The organism is Paenibacillus sp. GSMTC-2017, from assembly GCF_016019935.1.
Taxonomy (GTDB): domain Bacteria; phylum Bacillota; class Bacilli; order Paenibacillales; family Paenibacillaceae; genus Pristimantibacillus.
In genome coordinates, this window is the sequence record NZ_JAECMT010000003.1 from 264,234 (window position 1) to 281,395 (window position 17,162).

The 17,162-nt window shown below is 42.8% G+C and carries 11 protein-coding genes and 1 riboswitch; of the genes, 6 read left to right on the forward strand and 5 right to left on the reverse strand.

The annotated features are described in order from the left end of the window. Positions 1 to 366: 366 nt before the first annotated feature. Positions 367 to 1,902 carry an S-layer homology domain-containing protein gene (locus I6N90_RS13190; protein ID WP_197936081.1) on the forward strand — a complete coding sequence of 512 codons (1,536 nt, stop codon included), beginning with the start codon at positions 367 to 369 and terminating at the stop codon, positions 1,900 to 1,902. A 51-nt stretch (positions 1,903 to 1,953) separates the two neighbouring features. Here I6N90_RS13190 and secA2 read toward each other — a convergent pair whose 3' ends face one another. Beyond that, positions 1,954 to 4,245: an accessory Sec system translocase SecA2 gene (gene secA2 / locus I6N90_RS13195; protein WP_197936082.1), complete on the reverse strand. Its 2,292-nt coding sequence runs from the start codon at positions 4,243 to 4,245 to the stop codon at positions 1,954 to 1,956. 289 nt (positions 4,246 to 4,534) lie between these two features. Between secA2 and I6N90_RS13200 the strand changes: the two genes are divergently transcribed. After that, positions 4,535 to 6,058, forward strand: coding sequence for a transglutaminase domain-containing protein (locus tag I6N90_RS13200; RefSeq protein WP_197936083.1), 1,524 nt, complete (start codon positions 4,535 to 4,537; stop codon positions 6,056 to 6,058). Positions 6,059 to 6,160: 102 nt separating this feature from the next. Here I6N90_RS13200 and I6N90_RS13205 read toward each other — a convergent pair whose 3' ends face one another. Next, the gene (locus tag I6N90_RS13205) at positions 6,161 to 6,853 is read right to left on the reverse strand and encodes a queuosine precursor transporter (RefSeq protein ID WP_197936084.1); all 693 of its coding nucleotides are present in this window, start codon (positions 6,851 to 6,853) and stop codon (positions 6,161 to 6,163) included. A 10-nt stretch (positions 6,854 to 6,863) separates the two neighbouring features. Beyond that, positions 6,864 to 6,909: riboswitch (PreQ1 riboswitch) on the reverse strand. 305 nt (positions 6,910 to 7,214) lie between these two features. Here I6N90_RS13205 and I6N90_RS13210 point away from each other — a divergent pair. From I6N90_RS13210 to I6N90_RS13220, 3 genes are all read left to right on the forward strand, one after another. After that, positions 7,215 to 9,494: a YcdB/YcdC domain-containing protein gene (locus I6N90_RS13210; protein ID WP_197936085.1), complete on the forward strand. Its 2,280-nt coding sequence runs from the start codon at positions 7,215 to 7,217 to the stop codon at positions 9,492 to 9,494. A gap of 229 nt (positions 9,495 to 9,723) precedes the next feature. Then, positions 9,724 to 11,115, forward strand: a complete 1,392-nt coding sequence (locus I6N90_RS13215) for a hypothetical protein (protein ID WP_197936086.1) — start codon at positions 9,724 to 9,726, stop codon at positions 11,113 to 11,115. Positions 11,116 to 11,145: 30 nt separating this feature from the next. Next, positions 11,146 to 12,363: a hypothetical protein gene (locus tag I6N90_RS13220; protein WP_197936087.1), complete on the forward strand. Its 1,218-nt coding sequence runs from the start codon at positions 11,146 to 11,148 to the stop codon at positions 12,361 to 12,363. Between the two features lie 100 nt (positions 12,364 to 12,463). Here the strand turns inward: I6N90_RS13220 and I6N90_RS13225 are convergent, their stop codons facing one another. From I6N90_RS13225 to I6N90_RS13235, 3 genes are all read right to left on the reverse strand, one after another. Beyond that, the gene (locus I6N90_RS13225; protein WP_197936088.1) at positions 12,464 to 13,417 is read right to left on the reverse strand and encodes an ABC transporter substrate-binding protein; all 954 of its coding nucleotides are present in this window, start codon (positions 13,415 to 13,417) and stop codon (positions 12,464 to 12,466) included. A 148-nt stretch (positions 13,418 to 13,565) separates the two neighbouring features. Next, positions 13,566 to 15,149: an AraC family transcriptional regulator gene (locus tag I6N90_RS13230; protein WP_197936089.1), complete on the reverse strand. Its 1,584-nt coding sequence runs from the start codon at positions 15,147 to 15,149 to the stop codon at positions 13,566 to 13,568. A 120-nt stretch (positions 15,150 to 15,269) separates the two neighbouring features. Beyond that, the gene (locus I6N90_RS13235; RefSeq protein ID WP_197936090.1) at positions 15,270 to 15,509 is read right to left on the reverse strand and encodes a hypothetical protein; all 240 of its coding nucleotides are present in this window, start codon (positions 15,507 to 15,509) and stop codon (positions 15,270 to 15,272) included. A gap of 397 nt (positions 15,510 to 15,906) precedes the next feature. On the opposite strand from I6N90_RS13235, the gene trpB reads away from it, so the two are divergent. Next, positions 15,907 to 17,067 carry a tryptophan synthase subunit beta gene (trpB, locus tag I6N90_RS13240; protein WP_197936091.1) on the forward strand — a complete coding sequence of 387 codons (1,161 nt, stop codon included), beginning with the start codon at positions 15,907 to 15,909 and terminating at the stop codon, positions 17,065 to 17,067. The last annotated feature ends 95 nt before the right edge of the window (positions 17,068 to 17,162 follow it).

Here is a 17,162-nt window from a genome sequence, read left to right on the forward strand (position 1 = left end):
TGTGGCGATGTACTTCTTTTTGTTATGCTCCGGTACGTCCAATTCAACAGGCGACCAACGCTCACCTTCTGAAAATATTACTCATGCAACAACTCAATCAATTGAAAATCAATGATTGAATCTAAAAAGGAACCTTGTTAACTCTCTGAGTCGGTCCACGGGAATGATATAATTATTTTGTAGTAGTGGAAGTAATGCCCAATTAGTTGGCGGAAGGATATAAAATGTATATACAATCTGAGTTGAAAGTAAAACTATCATGGCTACACTATAACTATTGTATGTAAAAATAATAGATTGATAAAAAATAGTAAATTTTGTTACTATTGAACTAGTTATATACGTAATATTGGAGGGACATTAGTAATGAAAAAAAAGATCTTATTCGTATGGCTTGTTGTTTTTTTATTTTCGGCTGGAACGGTTATGGCAGAGGTGAGGACAAAAAGTACAGCAGATTTTACCGATTTGCAGAATCTGGATGAAGCTACGAAAGCTAAATTTGATGCGTTAATCGCAGCTGGGGTTTTTGAAGGGGTCGGAGAAAATAAGTTTGGGTTGGATCAACAGATGAATCGAGCTCAGTTCGCTAAAGTAGCGGCATTAATTTTTAAACTTAATGTTGACCACTCGCTTGTAACATCAAGCTTCTCAGACGTTAAAACATCTGATCAAGCGAACGCTTTTGCATTGCCTTTTATCGAAGCGGTAAAAAAGGCGGGAATTACTGATGGAGTAGGCAATGGCTTGTTTAATCCGGCGGGGACTGTCACGAAAGAACAATTGGCGACTTTCTTAATTCGAGGTTTAGGATTAAAAGACCAAGTGCCGTCAATCCCAGACATTATGGATTCATCAGTTTCTAATTGGGCTAAAGGTTATGTCGAGCTTGCATTAAAATTGAAGTTGTTAACGGCAGATCATGATGGCAAATTTTCAGGGACTAGTGTAGCGAAAAGAGAAATGCTCGTCATAAGCGCTTACGAGTCTAAACGACAGTTTGAAGCGTTGAAGCCAACACCAACACCACCAACACCGACACCGACACCGACACCAACACCAACACCAACACCAGAATCAACGCCAATACCAGAACCAGAACCAACATCAACACCAGAACCAACATCAACATCAACACCAGAACCAACACCAACACCAACACCAACACCAACACCAACACCAACACCAACACCAACACCGACAATAACACCAGAACCGACACCAGAACCAACATCAACACCAGAACCAACAACGACGCCAATACCAGAACAACCGCCAATCGAATTATATTATCCTGCACATTATTCTATACCGATAGCTGGAAGTAAGGCAGGAACTGCTCAATTCGAAGGATTGAACTTGCCGAGAGGAAGTGCTGCAACGAAGTGGATAGTGAGAACTAGCGATACTCCAGTTGCTACTCCTGCAGCCGGAACTATGTTTGAGGGCATTCATTATTTAGCTGGTGAAGATATTGCTATCAGCGGAAGCGGCCAATACATTGCATTAGCTGCTGTGGATGCTGAAAACCGCGTTGTTGGTTTTAGTCTATTATATTACAGTATCCCAGTTGAGCCTCAGCAAATCGGGAAAATTAAGCTAATACTTGCAGGGAGTAACAGTACTTTTTTAGTAGGGTTTGAACAATCAGATGATGTATCAAGCGAAAAAGTAACCTTTGAATCCATCCAGATAACAGGGTCTGGACCTTTAGGTTTGAATCGCACTATTGATTCTCAATCCTTCATAGTGGAATGGAATAGCATTAATAACCTCGTGGCAGCCCTATCTCTTATTAACGATGAAACCGTCTACTTGTCTGAGGGTGATATTATACGTATTACCTTTAACAATAATGGAGTTTTAAGTTATGCCGAAACAACCGTGAAGTGGTTTGACTAATTTAAATGTGGCAGATTGCTTCTCGCAATCTGCCACATTTTTTAGTGCGCCCTACCCTTTGTTTAGTACAGAATACACCCTATCGAATACTGGCCTCAAAATATTCCGAATATAAAAAGCCAACATCGTATCTGCGGTCCATGAGCTACGCGTGTTCTGGATGTATTGGTCGTTAATAATATAAGTCCGAGTGGAAGTAGGACTCTTCAAACCGAACTTTTCCCACTTCGCTGGATCATTCGAACCTTCGAGCCTTGCAAGCATATTTACCGATTCACTATTTATTTTAGCTGGAATTTGTTCGTATGCATCGACGATTTGCATATGAAATTCGTGGATCGGATTGCGGCTAGAAAGGCTTTCTAAATGGATGCTTTCGCGAAGATAAGAAACATAGGCTAGATGGTCAGCCCAGAGCTCGTCGATATAAAAAAGCCGTACCCGCTGCTCAGAAAGGCTCATCGGCGTCTTACCTGTCAATATTCCGAGCCGCTCCTCGTATAAAATCCGCCTCTGATCTTCGACCATATCCGAATAACAGTTCAGCTCCTTGCGAATATGGAAGTTTTGGCCCATAGCTACACGCTGAATATGTTCAATTTTGCCCCGTAGCATCGGCTTTTCGAGAGCTTCATCCTGTTTAAGATAGCGAAATGCTTTATCGATGCCGAACTGAAGCAACAACTCGTCCTCCAAGCTTACGAAAAATACGGAAGCTCCCGGATCTCCTTGGCGGCCAGAACGTCCGCGCAGTTGGTTGTCGATACGTACACTTTCGTTCACATGCGTACCAATCACGTACAACCCGCCCAACTTGGCGACAGCCTCTGCTTGCATCGGGTTCCCGCCACCGAGTCGAATGTCTACGCCGCGTCCTGCCATATTCGTAGACACCGTCACCGCGCCTATTTCTCCCGCTCGGGCGATGATTTCGGCTTCTTTTGCGTCGTTTTTCGCATTCAGAACCTGGCAAGGTACGTTAGTATTCGCTAGCTCCTTCGCCAGCATATCAGATTCCTCGACGCTTGACGTACCAATGAGAATCGGACGCCCCGTCGCATGGACGGACGAGATTTCTTGTACAATCGCCTTAAGTTTGGCTTCCTTATGAGTATAAATCCGGAGCGGATGGTCGATTCGGATATTTGGTCGGTTGGGCAAAATATGAACAACCTGCAGATCATAGATATCTTCGAATTCCATTGCAGAAGCGAGCGCAGTAGCCGTCATTCCACAAATCTTTGGATATAGGCTTAGGAGGTGTTGAAGGGTAATAGTACCGAGAATTTTCCCACCGACTTTCGAGTGCAGCCCTTCTTTGGCAGCAAGTGCAGCTTGTAGCACTTCAGGCAAATGCCTGTTCTCCGCGACTCGGCCAGTATATTCGTCGATTAGTTCAATTTCACCGTCCCTGACGATGTAATCGACGTCTTTTTTCAATAATGATTCCGCATGCAACGCACAATTTATCGACATTAACAAATGACTATTATGGTTTTCGTACAAATTGCCGCATCCCAGCAGCAATTCCGCTTTCGTAGAGCCCGCCTCGTTCAAATAAACGTTCCGCTTGAACTCGTCGAAGTCGTAATGCTCTACTTGCTCGAGCTGCCGAGCCACTTCTGCAAAACGAAAACCGTCGTTGTCGGAGGAGCCCGGCTCGCCTGCGATAACTAGCGGTACCCGTGCTTCGTCAAGAAGCAGAGAATCCGCTTCGTCGACGATGACGTAATGGAAAGGACGATGCACGGTATCGGCTTCTTCTAGAGCGATCGTATCGCGCAAATAATCGAATCCCGCCTCTTTGGCTGTAACATAGGTTATATCCGCGGAATATGCTTCACGTTTCTCGGAAAAACTCATGCCCGCTTGAACAGAGCTTACCGTTAACCCGAGGAACCGATAGATAGGGCCCATCCACTCTGCATCTCGATTTGCCAAATAATCGTTAAAAGTCAGTACATGAACGCCCTCGCCAGTTAACGCATTTAGATAAGCTGGCATAACAGCAGAGAGTGTTTTTCCTTCGCCCGTATGCTGCTCGATCAAAAATCTTTCGTGCAATGCGATGGCAGCCATGATTTGGACATCATAAGGCTTTAATCCGAGCGTTCTTTTTGCTGCCTCGCAGACTAGCGCATAGGCATCAATAATCAGCTCATCCAAAGGAATTCCTGATTGTGCTGCCTTTTTCAGCCGGAGAGATTCAGCATGCAGTTGCTTTTCGTCCCATGCTTCCAAATTCCGTTTCCTAATGAGCTCGACCTTGTCTCTATAGTCTTTCAACTTGTGCTGGGTATCGTAGTCTTTAAATTTTTTCATCAACTTGGCAGCTAAATTCATAAATTTGTTCTCCTCCCCAGTAGAAATACGCTTAGTTTTGGATATGCAGCCCATTGAATTTTGAATATTCTGATATTTGTTAGGATGTATTGTAATTTATCCAATAAACAATGTAAACCATATATTTCAATTTAGAATGAAGTAGTTGTTCAGCCTGGACATTTGGAAAGTGCACTAAATCTATTAATGGATACGTAGAATCATCAAAATAAGTATAGTCATTATTTTCCATAGTTGATACAATGATGCTACTAGAGTCGAATAATGTCGTCTAATGGAGGTTGCTAAAATGTCTAGAAAGATAGTATCCGTTGTGCTGTGTCTATTATTATTGTTGCCCATGTTAGCTCCAACCACCGATTCTGCGGCTGAAAAAGGGATTACGGTATATGAATTAGCCCAGCTATATTACGGAGATAATGAGCCGAAAGAGTGGTATACGATCGAACATAAAGGCTTCACCGAGGAGACTCCCAACTACTTGAAAGAAGCTTTTCTCTATGGCTTCATTGATGATCTCAGTGAACTTGACCACACAATGACGCGAAGCGAGGCGGCGCAGAGAATTTCGCGAAGCTTAGTTTATGCGCTTGGAGATGAGGTGCCGACGAGAGATTTTGGAGTCATCAAGCCAGAGGATTTCCATGCCGTGGCGAACGTGATTGAGCATAGTATTATTGATGTAATCAACGGCAACTTCGAACCCGCAAAGCTGTTCACTCGCAAACAAGCAGAAGAGGGAGCGGAGCGATTTAGATCAAACAACATAAGAGGGATTTTTCCACTTAACGGGGCAGGCAACGATTCACATATTACAGTCGGAACTAATTACGCTTATTTGGATTTCGAGTCAAAAGATGACGCAACTAGTTATATTGAATATCATCTAGATGAAATTACACAAGGTGTGAAGCTGTCAAGAAGTGCTAATCAACGAGTTGATATCGGCTTTGCTATTCTTGAGCTTTGGGCACCAGATGCCGAGATCAAATTCACGTTTAAGAGCGGTATAACCAACATCAAGTTCCGCCAATCAAAAGCCATGTATGGCACCTTTGTCTATGAAGGCTGGAATGGTGAAGGATATACAGCCGAAGCCCGAGTGCTTAAACCCGGTGAAAAGCCCAATATGACTGTACAACCTGATACCGTTCATCAAAAACTGTACGCGAAGCTAGATCCGATTATTAAAAAAATTATTAAACCAAACATGACGGATGTTCAGAAGGTAAAAGCCATTTTCGACTACGTAGTTACTCATATAAAATATTCGAAAGGTGTGGATTTCCTCTCAGCTGAAAACGCGTTGGAAGCGATCAATACGGGCCGAGGTGTCTGTGCACACTATACAGCGCTTTTTCATTACTTAGCGATGAGAGCTAATATACCAACTGTTCCATTACAAGGAGACTCTTTTGTCGGTAGGCACGCATGGAATATGGTATACGTAAATGGAAAGTGGAGTTATCTAGATGCGACATTGGCTGATGGGAAAAAAACCATCGATTATACCTATTATTTGAAAGATGCTAACTTCATGATGAACACTCGTGAATGGGACGGCTTCGGATATCCAGATATTAATACGTATCCTGAGGTAGACGGTATGAAGCTGAAGTCGACGGAAGAGTATCGGGTATTTTTGCTTCGAACGATCGAAAATGCCGGCTCACGTCCAAAGACGATCAAGTTTGCCGTGACGAATAGCAACGTAGATACGAATCCAAAGTTTCTGGGGATACTCTATAACGAAGCCAATTATAAAGTGACTTACGATTCGAAAAGCAAAGTGTATACGTTGACGAGAGTGTAAGTTCGGCTTCTCGTATTAACAAATAAATCGCCACAAGGCTTATGAGCCTCGGGCGATTTATTTTTATCATCAATATGGACAATAGGGTAGCGATTGAGCGGTTTAGTCCTCTTGTACCTTCATATTTCTTGCCCAGTATAGAACTGGTGTCGCAAGGAACGAAATGAGCAGCTTTAGCAAATAAGTAGTCATAAATATTTGAATCCAAATATCGAACGAGTGTACTTTGTAGAAAGCAATCGTACAAAATACTAGCGAATCGACAAACTGGCTGACTAGCGAACTGCCATTGATCCGTATCCAGAACTGGTTACGCACCGGGAATTTTTTCTTAAGATAACTAAATACCCGTACATCAAGAAACTGGCTGACAAAGTAGGCACACATGCTTCCTGCCGCAACTTGTGGTAAAAAACCAAAGATAGCCGTCAATGGCTCATGAGCAAAGTCCACTGCTTGCGGGGTAAAGGCGAGCGTCATTTGCATCAATATAGTTGAAGCAATAAGCGTAAAGAAACCAAACCAGACAGCCCGCTTTGCTGCTTGTTGGCCGTACCTTTCATTGAGCAAATCCGTCGTCATATAGATGGACGTGTAGATCGTATTGCCCAGCGTCATCACGATGGCGAGCGTACCAATGGACATCTCAATCGTTTTGGTTACTTGGATATTGGCTATAACTGTTGCAAAGCCGATCCAAGCGTACAGTCCCTTTTTGCCGAACAGACGGAAGCAAAGCAAAAAAAGGGCAAAGTGGACGAGCATAAACAGAACGCCCCAAAATAAATTAAACATAACAAAAAATGCCTCCTTAGTTTTGTTAACGCGGGATGGTTACGAACCGCGACTGCCGATACAGACAGCCACTATCATAACAGCTTTTTTTATTGCTGAAAAGGCAGATTTGCATTTTTGCAACGAAGGTGACGTTCCGAAAGACTGTTATAAGCAATAATGGGATTGTATTAGGCTATGACGCATTATATAAAATTTGAATATATCGTCATGTAGACGTTATGCCCAGTGCAGTGTGTTTTTATATACGTTATCTTCTATTATCTATTGATATAGAAAAAGTTGAGAATGATTGTAAGTATAGTAAATATTAGAGTAAAATACTAATTGATAAATTTTGAGTGTAAGGGGGATATATTTGATGGTTATCAGTATTCGAAAAGTAATTTCACTTTTGTTAGTTATGGTTTTATTAAGTACTGGATTAGAAGTATTCGCAAAATCAGCACATAGTAGTGATGATAGTTTGATGACTATTGAGGAAGGTGAGAAGTTAGCAAGGGAAAGTGTGCCTCTATTGAAAGATTTTATTCGTTCTAAAGTCTATGTTGACGATCTGCTAAAAAGTGAACAGTTTGAAATTGTATTTGACCATAAAAATGATGAATATTGGGATATACGTATCAACTTTGATGCAAAAAAGAAAGAGATTATTCAATATGAGGACAAAATCACATACACACCTACTGAAATAATATCCAAACAAAGATTGACACGAGCAGCAGCAAAAAAAGTAGCGGATTCATTTATTACAAATGTTTCGAATAGTAATTTTTCGCGGACTAAATATGTTGAAGAGAGTCAATTGCTGGGCAGAGAGCTGGTCAATAGCAATGACGGGTTTACACATAGTTTTCTATATTTACGGTATGAAAATAATACTCCTGTCAGGTATCATGATGAATATAATAATTTCGCAGGCAAACCCCAGTTTTTTAATGGTGTCCATATAGCAGTCGATATATTTGGAAACGTAAAAAGGTATACATACAAGTGGGACTATGATCTTATATTTCCCAAACCGATAAAGGCACTGTCTAAAATTGAAATATTGGAAAAGTTAGAACAACAGAAACCGTTTATTTTGGAATACCAACCGATACATTCAGCAAGTAATGGGATGGATGAACATATCCCAAGTATACGATTCGCACCGACTACACTAGACGCTGAGACCGGTAGTGTACGCTCCTATGTTTATCTTGATACTGGGCATTCAACAAGATCCACTGAACCATTGACTAGTAACGAGTTAGCAGCAAAACCTTCACCTATCCCAAGTGGACAACATATTACTGAGAAAAATGCTATCGACATCCTCAATAAGATGTTTGCTTTACCCAAAGGGAAAATATCATCATATAGTGTTCTTTACGAATGGAAAATGGAATGGGAATTACAGTTTCAAATTGTTACAGACAATCGGTCCTATTCAGTATTCTCCAGCGTAAATAGTATTACGGGAGAAGTTAATAGTTATGAGATGAAACCAAATACCAATACTAACAAAAAAGTAAAGCTCACGAATCAACAAGCAAAACAACAAGCCATTAGTTTCGTGAAGAAACACTATCCTTGGCTTACTCATAAATTGTATTTAGAAGAATATGGTCTGCCAAAAAGCAATTTTTATAAGTATCATTTTGTACAAAAGCATAGTGGATTAGATGTAGTTGGTGGAGAAATTATCATTCATATTGATAGTGAATCAGGAGCAATTAAACATTTTTCAAAAGGGAAGTCAGTTGCTGAAGAAGCTCCAACACAACTAGTGGATTTAAAGATAGCGAAGAATCAACTTTTAAATAATGTTAATCTCCAATTGGTCTATAATATCGTTCTAGAAATTTGGCTTGGGGATTCAATCGTTTCAAACGAGGAAATGTATGATTTAGAATTGAGTGAGTTATATACAAATGAAGACTTTACGTTAAAAAAGAGGGTAGAGTTCGTCTATAAAATGTATGATGAACCTAGTAATCAAGAAGTCTTTCTTGATGCTGTCAGCGGCCAGTGGCGAAATAAGTATAATGGTAGATCTGTTTCCTTAAATAATGAGAAGCTTAATGACATTGAAGGTCTCCCTGAATACGAAGCCATACAGTTAATGAGTGCTTATGGTGGTTTACGCGGAGAGAGCGGATCAATGAAGCCTAATCAACTCATAACGAAAGGCGAATTGTTTAAAATGATTAGTTATGCAATTAGCGACGGGTATGTTAACATAACACCTCCTTTAGTCAATTTCGGAGTAAGTCCGTTCGAGGATGTGGGGTTTGGTTCTGATTATTATCCTTATGCATATGCAACTCTTGCATATGATCTGATTGAAGTTAAGGAAACTAAGCTTTATCTGGATCGTCATGTAACGAGGGAAGAAATAACTAGCATGTTGATCAACGTACTCGATGAAGAGGAACGGGATGAATACAAGAAAATAATAAAAATAAATTTTAATGATGAAAAAGGGATAAATAATAAGGAAGACGCAGCGCTTGCTGTGGGGTTAGGCCTGTTGCGTGCGAACGATGGTAATTTTATGCCTGAAAAAGAACTTACACGTGCTGAGGCTGCTAATGCTGTTTATCAATTCATGATCGCATATTCCTTATTGAAACAACGGGAATATGGAAGTGATTGATTTTCTCAAAGTGGGAATCCGGTAGTGCTGGGGGAATAGTAAGAGTAAAAAGGTTACATCGGGCGCGAGATTGGGGCAATGGCAGGATTGCTTATCTGTTATTGCTCTTTTTGTGCTTTTTATAAATGTATCTCTCCGAATAACACTGTTGTTTTATCGAGTCGAGATTGACCCTAATTTTCAACTATGAGAAAATAATGGAAAATTTAATTGGAGGGGGAAATAATGTATGAGCAATCTTTTCCGATTCATTCCTATTAGTCAGCTAGCCGATAAATTTCCGGAAGGATCTTGGTGGGCAAGGTTTTATCAGGATTTCAGTGACGAGCAGCTTGCCGCTTATTATGAAGGGGATTTGACGCTGCCTTCTCTTGATCTTGATTGGGAGCAGCCTTTTCCACAACAAAAAGAGGTAATCATCATTTTTATAGATGGGAACCTTACTGTTGACAATCTCTATAATAATGAAACAGATGGTGCCATAGGACTTATGGTAATCGGTAATATGAGTGTGAAAAATATAGCTGTAGGCGGTCAGGAAATTTATGTTTCGGGTAATCTGCTAATTGAGGAAATAGTATGCGGTTCCTACAATCATGGGGAAATGATTGTTAAAGGTGATCTCAGCGCTGCGGTTTTAGTTCAGGATGACGAATATAGCATCAAAGTGGATGGACATAAATCGATCGTATGCTTAGTGAATGTATGGGAGGGGGACGGCGTATTTCAGGAGCTTCCGGTGGGCATTCATGAGGTGTTGATCGATGACCTTTTTCTGGATATGGAAGAGGAGGATGCTGAGTTTTCTTTTTGCACGCTGGTGACCGTCATTAAAGAAGGGCGTTCCGCATTAAAAAAAATAACTGAATCCCCCACTAAAAAGGAAGCTATACCTTTATATTTCACCCATAACACAATCAATGAGGAAAATATATTGAAATTGACTCAGTGTATTTTAATGCCGAATAATAAGCCATCATTTGATTTTCAGGAGCAAGGCGTGTTTTTTAAAGTTCAACTGGAGCATATTGATGCTGACGGGGATAAACGGGATCTTAGCGTTTATATGAATGATAACCGCAATCATTATTATATTTGGGTGGAGCAAGATCATTCCGTCGGTTTGTTAAGTAGAACCATAGATGAAGGATCTGATTGGGAGGACATTACAGAGTCTCAGGAACAACTAGCAGAGATTAGCGATTGCTGGACGATGTTGCTGACCTGCGCTAATATGGCTGAGCTTTATTTACGAAACATTGAGGTACAGTATGTGCAAGACATTTTGCAAAACTCTGTCATTCAGGAATTATATTCGGAAGAGGAGGAAAATGAAGGGTTCTGGGACGGCTCCAAATGTTACAGCTTCCGTCAAACGCATACGGACGAGGACGGCGATCTCCTCTATGGACGGATTGAAATTAAGACTCCGGATGGAGCATATTATTTTTATTCAGTGGAAAATGGAACTTATGTTTCCCGGCATTATCAGCCACCCGATCAATATGGCAAGGAGGACCTGTCTTATTTGAACCTTAGACGCTGGGAGGCATCAGAGAGGTATTTTACAAGATTCAAACAATTTCTTTCTCAGATGATAGAGGCTGGTGTGAATAGTTAGGTCTGTTGTAGCTATGTTTTAGAAGAAAGGATGATAGAATTGCCAAATGATAACCAAGCTCGTCCTTCAGCTGGTTCTGTTAGAGAAGTTGGTCGTTATCCTATCGACCTGACAGGTCCGAGTAGTCACACTCTTGTCATTCAGCCCGGTGTGGGCAGTTTATCCATTGGACCGCTGCAACTTGGGAAGAAAGTAGACCTTCATGTCGCGGCTGATGCGAACATCGATTGGAACGTATTCGATGCCTATGCCACGCCGGCGGGATCTCCCTGGCCGCGATTTCTGCATTATACAGGCAGTGACCTAGGCTTTTTTGACTGGGCGCAGAAACGCCCGATTGAAGAGATGACATGGACTCCGACCCTGTCTGTAGACACGGTGGTGGATGCCAGTCAGTCCAATTTTCATGGCTTTCATATCGAGTTGGACCAGTCCGGGAAGCCTCTGAGCCTGAAGCTTCCGATGCGGCATTTCCGCCTGAGTGTGTCCGGCGATCTATCTCGCTTCTCGGCAACAGGCGATATGCCATCTCTTCTTACACTAGCGCCGCGCACTGGCCGACGCAAGAATGATACTCCTTTCTTGTTGCCTGACTTGGGTGAGTTGCACCAGGTAACGAGCCTAGCGCTACAGAACACTCCGCTGGGACAGCCCATCTCGCTAGAGGGTCTAAACCGCTTTCCAAACCTTAACTCATTAAGTTTATGGGGAAACTTCTGCGATCTGGACTTATTGGCTCATCATACCCAGTTAACGAATCTGGAGCTACGCTTCATGCCTGATCTGGGGGGCTTGCCGACCTTGAACGCGTGGCCGTTGCTTGATAGATTTATTGCCTACAATGTGGAAGAGAACGCTGGTAAGCGACTAAAACAGCAAATGAAAACACGCGCTGTAGCCCGCCCTTGGATTGAGCATGCTTCAGTAAGCCAATTACGGAAGCCTGAATGGTGGAAGATCGAATTCGGCCGCCCGTTCTCGTCCTGGCCTAAACGTCAGGCCAAGCTGGCTAATGAAGCTTACAATGTTGCACAGGTAACCTTGTCCGAGGCTCGTAGCTTTGCCGAAGCCGAGGCAGCCATTACTACTTTCACCGTGCGCTTCAACAACCTAAAAGGCATCGAAACTACCGAACGAGAAGACCTTGGTGAAGCGGTATGGCAACTTAGCCAGTCTGCCCATCGGATTGGCCAGCCTATTGCAGAGGAAATAGCTCAACGCTGGTTCGATGCAGCGCGCGATTACTAAAGAGAATGGAAGTCTTCTTTTAAAGAATATAAATAGCTAGTGTACAAATCAAAGGGGCGTCCTTAGTCTATTATGACTTCTAGGACAGCCCCTACGTTGCTTATTTGGTTAAATGTTCGATGAAAAAGTCTAACTGAGCGCTCATGGAAATCGGATCGTTAAAGTAAAATCCGATCGGATCAAATTCAAATACGCGGTTTTGTTTAACAGCAGGGAGGTCTTTCCATAGTGAACTCTCATACACGGTTCCGCCTGATATCTCTGTCGTCCAAGGCGCTGTAAAAATATAATCTCCTGCAAACTCCGGCAACTTCTCTAGTGAAATTTCCGTATAGCCGACTCCACTGTCGATTGCTTCTTTCTGCACCAAGTCAGGCGCTTTCAGCCCGAACTCGTCGTACAAGATTTCTCCGCCACGGCCATAGGAATTGCCGTAAACGTACATGCCACTCTTCAGCGGCTGAATAATGGATACTGTACGCTCGCCGACCTTGTCCAGAATAGATGGCTTCGCTTGTTCAATTCGCTTATTCCAGCTCGCAATCCATTCGTCCGCTTTCGCTTCCGTCCCGGTCATGACGCCAAGCTCTTTCAGCTGCTGCTTGTAGTTCAGCTTGCCGTATTCGATAAGTACGGTAGGGGCAATTTTTTGCAGCTCATCGACTGCCTTATTGCCAGAGTAAGCGACAATCAAGTCGGGTTCAAGTTCCAATAATAACTCTAACGAAGACCCATCACCCAAGTTGACAACGCCATCGGTTAATCCCTTGTAGAACGGATTTTGGATCGCGTAGTCCGTAACGGCTATCGGATTATATCCCAGTTCCAAGAAATAGCCATAGTACACATCAGCAAGCAAAGCGATTTTTTTCGGTTTTTTTGGAATGACAATATCGCCGTTTGATGCGGAATAGGTAATCGTTTCGGAAACAGGGGAAGCCGTCGGTTCGGATTTCTGTCCATTCCCTTTGTCGGAGCTGCCGCAAGCTGCCAATACGGTTAGTATCGTTACAACGATCATACTTAGTCCGAATCTCTTAAGTTGAGTCTTCATCTAATTGCAACCTCTTTCTCAATGATAATTAATCTCATTTACGAGGTTTAGTTTATCACTTGATTCTGAATCGTCGCAATGCCTTTAGTAGGGCAAAATTATGGATAAAACCGAGGTGGCGTGAAGGTTCACTTGTCCGCCTTCGCAATCATTGCCCGACTGCTGGGTTCAGAAGAGCATCAGCAATCTTATCGAGTTGCCGAACGGACGACAACAGATCTCCCGGGTGCAAGACATTCATATCAATCATACGAATGCGACCGTTACGGTACGCCTCTAATTGTCTCCAGATCGGGCTGCTGGTGATATGCTCGAAGTGTGCCTGGCCTCCATCTTCGTCATATACGCTAACGATCATATGATCAGCGGCATATCTGGGCAAGTCTTCTATTGAAATGTTCTTGTACCACAAACTAGTGTCTGTGAATGCTTTCTTAACAGCTAGAGGAGGATTGAAACCGAACGTTTCATATAAGTTGAATACTCCTCTTCCGAATGAAGGATTGCCAAACACCCATATCTCATCTTGCCATATTTCATATACACCTACCGTCTCGTTCGGTCCGATCACATCACCTAATTGTTCTTTAATCAGTTTTGCCTTTCGTTCGTAGAGGGCTAACAAACTCTCCGCTTCTTCCTGCTTGTTGAACGTTTCCGCCAGCTCTCGAAGCCGACGGACGGGATTGTCGAAGGGGATGACTTTAATTTGTACGGAGCTTGAAAGGTGACGATAGATTTCCGCCGTCCCCCAACAATCCGGTATAATAACGAGATCCGGTTGAAAGCTGCGCAATTGATCGAGCCTATTATCGATTTCGATTACGTCTTTCAGCTCATGTTGCAGCAACTTCAAATTGCCCAGACTATTGCTATGCGAAGCGGCTATCGGCTTTACTCCTAGCGCGAGCAACTCTCCGACAAGTTCAACAACGACGATTCTTTCGGGTTTGTGTACGTAGCGCGATGGCGGTATTCCTACAACTTGTTTGAATTTCCGACTTAAATAAAGACCGTCGGAATAGCCGATACGTTGAGCAATTTCATTTAGATTACGATCCCCTAAGAACAAATACTGCTTCGCTTTATCGATACGAATTTTCGTTAAAATTTCAGTGTAGCTCAGCCCGGTTTCCTTTTTAAATTGGTTGGAAAAATAATCAGGATGAAAGCCGCTCATTTGCGCTAACTGTTCACGGCTAATTTTGTTTTCGTAATTTTCTTTCATGTACGCGATGACTGCTTCAAGCCAACCGGGCTCGGATTTATCTTTGCTATCCTCATAACTAATTGGAAGTAAATCGAGCAACTCGCCTAATTTCATCTGCTTACGATAGGAAGACTCAGCGGCGTTCATGGCAAGCTCCTTCGCAATGACTTCCACACGGCGGATCGCTTTCACTGCAACCGGACCATCCGTAAGCCACTCCGATTGTCTGTCCATATAGAGGGCACGTTTGCCATCCGTTTCCGTTTCTCGCACGATATCGAACGTAACGAGATACCCGGTAAGAGTAGCCCCGGAAACGGAAGTCACCCGAATAATCCTGTCAGGATTGACGAACAGAAGCGAACCCGACTTGGCAGACCAGCTGTGTTTACCGATTTGGACTTCTCCCTTACCACTCGACAATACGAAAATGCCATAACCTTCGATCATACGATGCTCGCTCTGTCCATATTCGTGAAGGTGCAACACTTCTGTGTCGCTCCACATACAAGATTCTCTCAACTCGTTGCCACCTTAATTTAGCGTATTGTCTACCCTTATCTATATTTTAAATATAACATAGGCACGTTACTTTTAAGATAGAGTGGAAAGAATGAACAAATTGTTGCGAATTCGCCTCGCTTATCCTACACCATCACTTTCTAACAAGGAATAGAAATTATCGCGGTCTTCGTCATCAAATGTGCCAAGCGTCCGTACCCTAACAATTTCATGTCCGCCATTCATGTCTATTTCCTCACCGAATCTATTGTAGAGCGCAATCATTCTACCATCCTGATTTAATTCCATGTACCCATAACAATTTGCTGTAGGCACTTCACTGAAAAGAAGTGAAAATCTGATTTTGTCTACTCTGTTCATATAACCCATCCTTTTCTTTCGTAATGACCTGAAGTAAATTTTACGTGAAACCTTATGAATTGGAAAAAGCGATATTGCTCTAAATATGAGGAATTTCATTCATATTACAAGAGCATAAGGGGGGCTCCTCGTTAAGTCGATCATTCTCACATTATCTCTTGACGAGATGAGATTTTGGGAGTAAGATACCGTGCCAATTCATTTAACGAGGTAACTTAATAATAAGACTGACTTTTTGAAGCGGTACGAAGGAGTATGCCATTGCAACGATTGAATTTCTAATCTGTGAAATCAGAGGGATTAATGAATCATGTTTTTCAGTACATAAAATACGATTGTAATTTATGGTAATATATCTTTGATAGATTACTATTTTATTATATGGAGGCGCTTACTTATGGACCAACAGTTGCAGCAAGAGGGGTACTTCGGGGAGTTTGGTGGTAGCTTTGTTCCACCAGAATTGCAAGAAGTACTAAACTATTTGAGCGAGCAATTTTATAAGTTCAAAGATGATCCGGACTTCCAGGAAGAGCTTAGTTATTACCTGCGAGAATATGTTGGCCGTATGAGCCCGCTGACGTATGCGGAGCGGCTGTCCAAAGCTTGGGGAGGACCCAAAATTTATTTGAAGCGCGAGGATCTGAATCATACTGGGGCGCATAAGATCAACAACGCCATTGGTCAGATTCTGCTCGCCAAGCGGATGGGTGCCAAACGAATTATCGCCGAAACGGGTGCCGGACAACATGGGGTTGCTACGGCAACGGCTTGCGCCATGTTTAATATGGAATGCGTCATTTATATGGGAGCTGAAGATATGCGTCGTCAGGCGCTCAATGTATTCCGGATGGAACTGCTCGGTGCTAGTGTCGTGCCGGTTGATAAGGGGCAGGGCCGACTGAAGGATGCCGTGGACGAGGCACTCGGTGATTTGGTTCGCAATTATAAAAATACGTTTTATTTGCTCGGTTCAGCGGTTGGTCCACATCCGTTTCCGACGATGGTCAAACATTTTCAGGCGGTCATCAGCGAAGAGTCAAAACTGCAGATTTTGGAGAAGGAAGGTCGTTTGCCTGATGCGGTTGTGGCTTGTGCGGGCGGCGGTAGCAATGCGATTGGAGCATTCGCTCATTATATCGACGAGTCGAGTGTTCGTCTGATAGGTGTTGAACCCGATCAAGCTCCGACCTTAACGGAAGGTGTTCCGGGCATTATTCATGGTTTCAAGTGTTTGGTACTGCTAGACGAGGAAGGTCAGCCACGGAAGACATATTCGATTGCCGCGGGTCTCGATTATCCAGGCATCGGGCCGGAGCATAGCCACTTGAAGGTGACAGGGCGTGCCGAATATGCGACTGTTACTAATGAAGAAGTACTGGAAGCGTTCCAAGAACTTTCTCGTACGGAAGGGATTATTCCTGCCCTTGAGAGTGCGCACGCGGTTGCCTATGCGAAGAAGTTGGCGCCAACGATGGATCAGGGTCAGATTCTAATTGTTAACCTTTCCGGCCGCGGAGACAAAGATGTTGAGCAAGTGTTTCAGATGATTAAATAATAACAACTGTCGGTTGTATCTATATATTGTTTTATAAACTGAGAGGGAATATAAAGCTGGGGCGATTGGATTAGTTGTGAGGAGAATCCGATTGC

What these genes read in the sequence shown, in the direction of transcription:
- I6N90_RS13205 (WP_197936084.1), bottom strand. Translation starts at nt 6,853, where the DNA reads ATGTTTAATTTATTTTGGGGCGTTCTGTTTATGCTCGTCCACTTTGCC.
- I6N90_RS13210 (WP_197936085.1), top strand. Translation starts at nt 7,215, where the DNA reads ATGGTTATCAGTATTCGAAAAGTAATTTCACTTTTGTTAGTTATGGTT.
- trpB (WP_197936091.1), top strand. Translation starts at nt 15,907, where the DNA reads ATGGACCAACAGTTGCAGCAAGAGGGGTACTTCGGGGAGTTTGGTGGT.
- I6N90_RS13190 (WP_197936081.1), top strand. Translation starts at nt 367, where the DNA reads ATGAAAAAAAAGATCTTATTCGTATGGCTTGTTGTTTTTTTATTTTCG.
- I6N90_RS13215 (WP_197936086.1), top strand. Translation starts at nt 9,724, where the DNA reads ATGAGCAATCTTTTCCGATTCATTCCTATTAGTCAGCTAGCCGATAAA.
- secA2 (WP_197936082.1), bottom strand. Translation starts at nt 4,245, where the DNA reads ATGAATTTAGCTGCCAAGTTGATGAAAAAATTTAAAGACTACGATACC.
- I6N90_RS13225 (WP_197936088.1), bottom strand. Translation starts at nt 13,417, where the DNA reads ATGAAGACTCAACTTAAGAGATTCGGACTAAGTATGATCGTTGTAACG.
- I6N90_RS13200 (WP_197936083.1), top strand. Translation starts at nt 4,535, where the DNA reads ATGTCTAGAAAGATAGTATCCGTTGTGCTGTGTCTATTATTATTGTTG.
- I6N90_RS13235 (WP_197936090.1), bottom strand. Translation starts at nt 15,509, where the DNA reads ATGAACAGAGTAGACAAAATCAGATTTTCACTTCTTTTCAGTGAAGTG.
- I6N90_RS13220 (WP_197936087.1), top strand. Translation starts at nt 11,146, where the DNA reads ATGATAGAATTGCCAAATGATAACCAAGCTCGTCCTTCAGCTGGTTCT.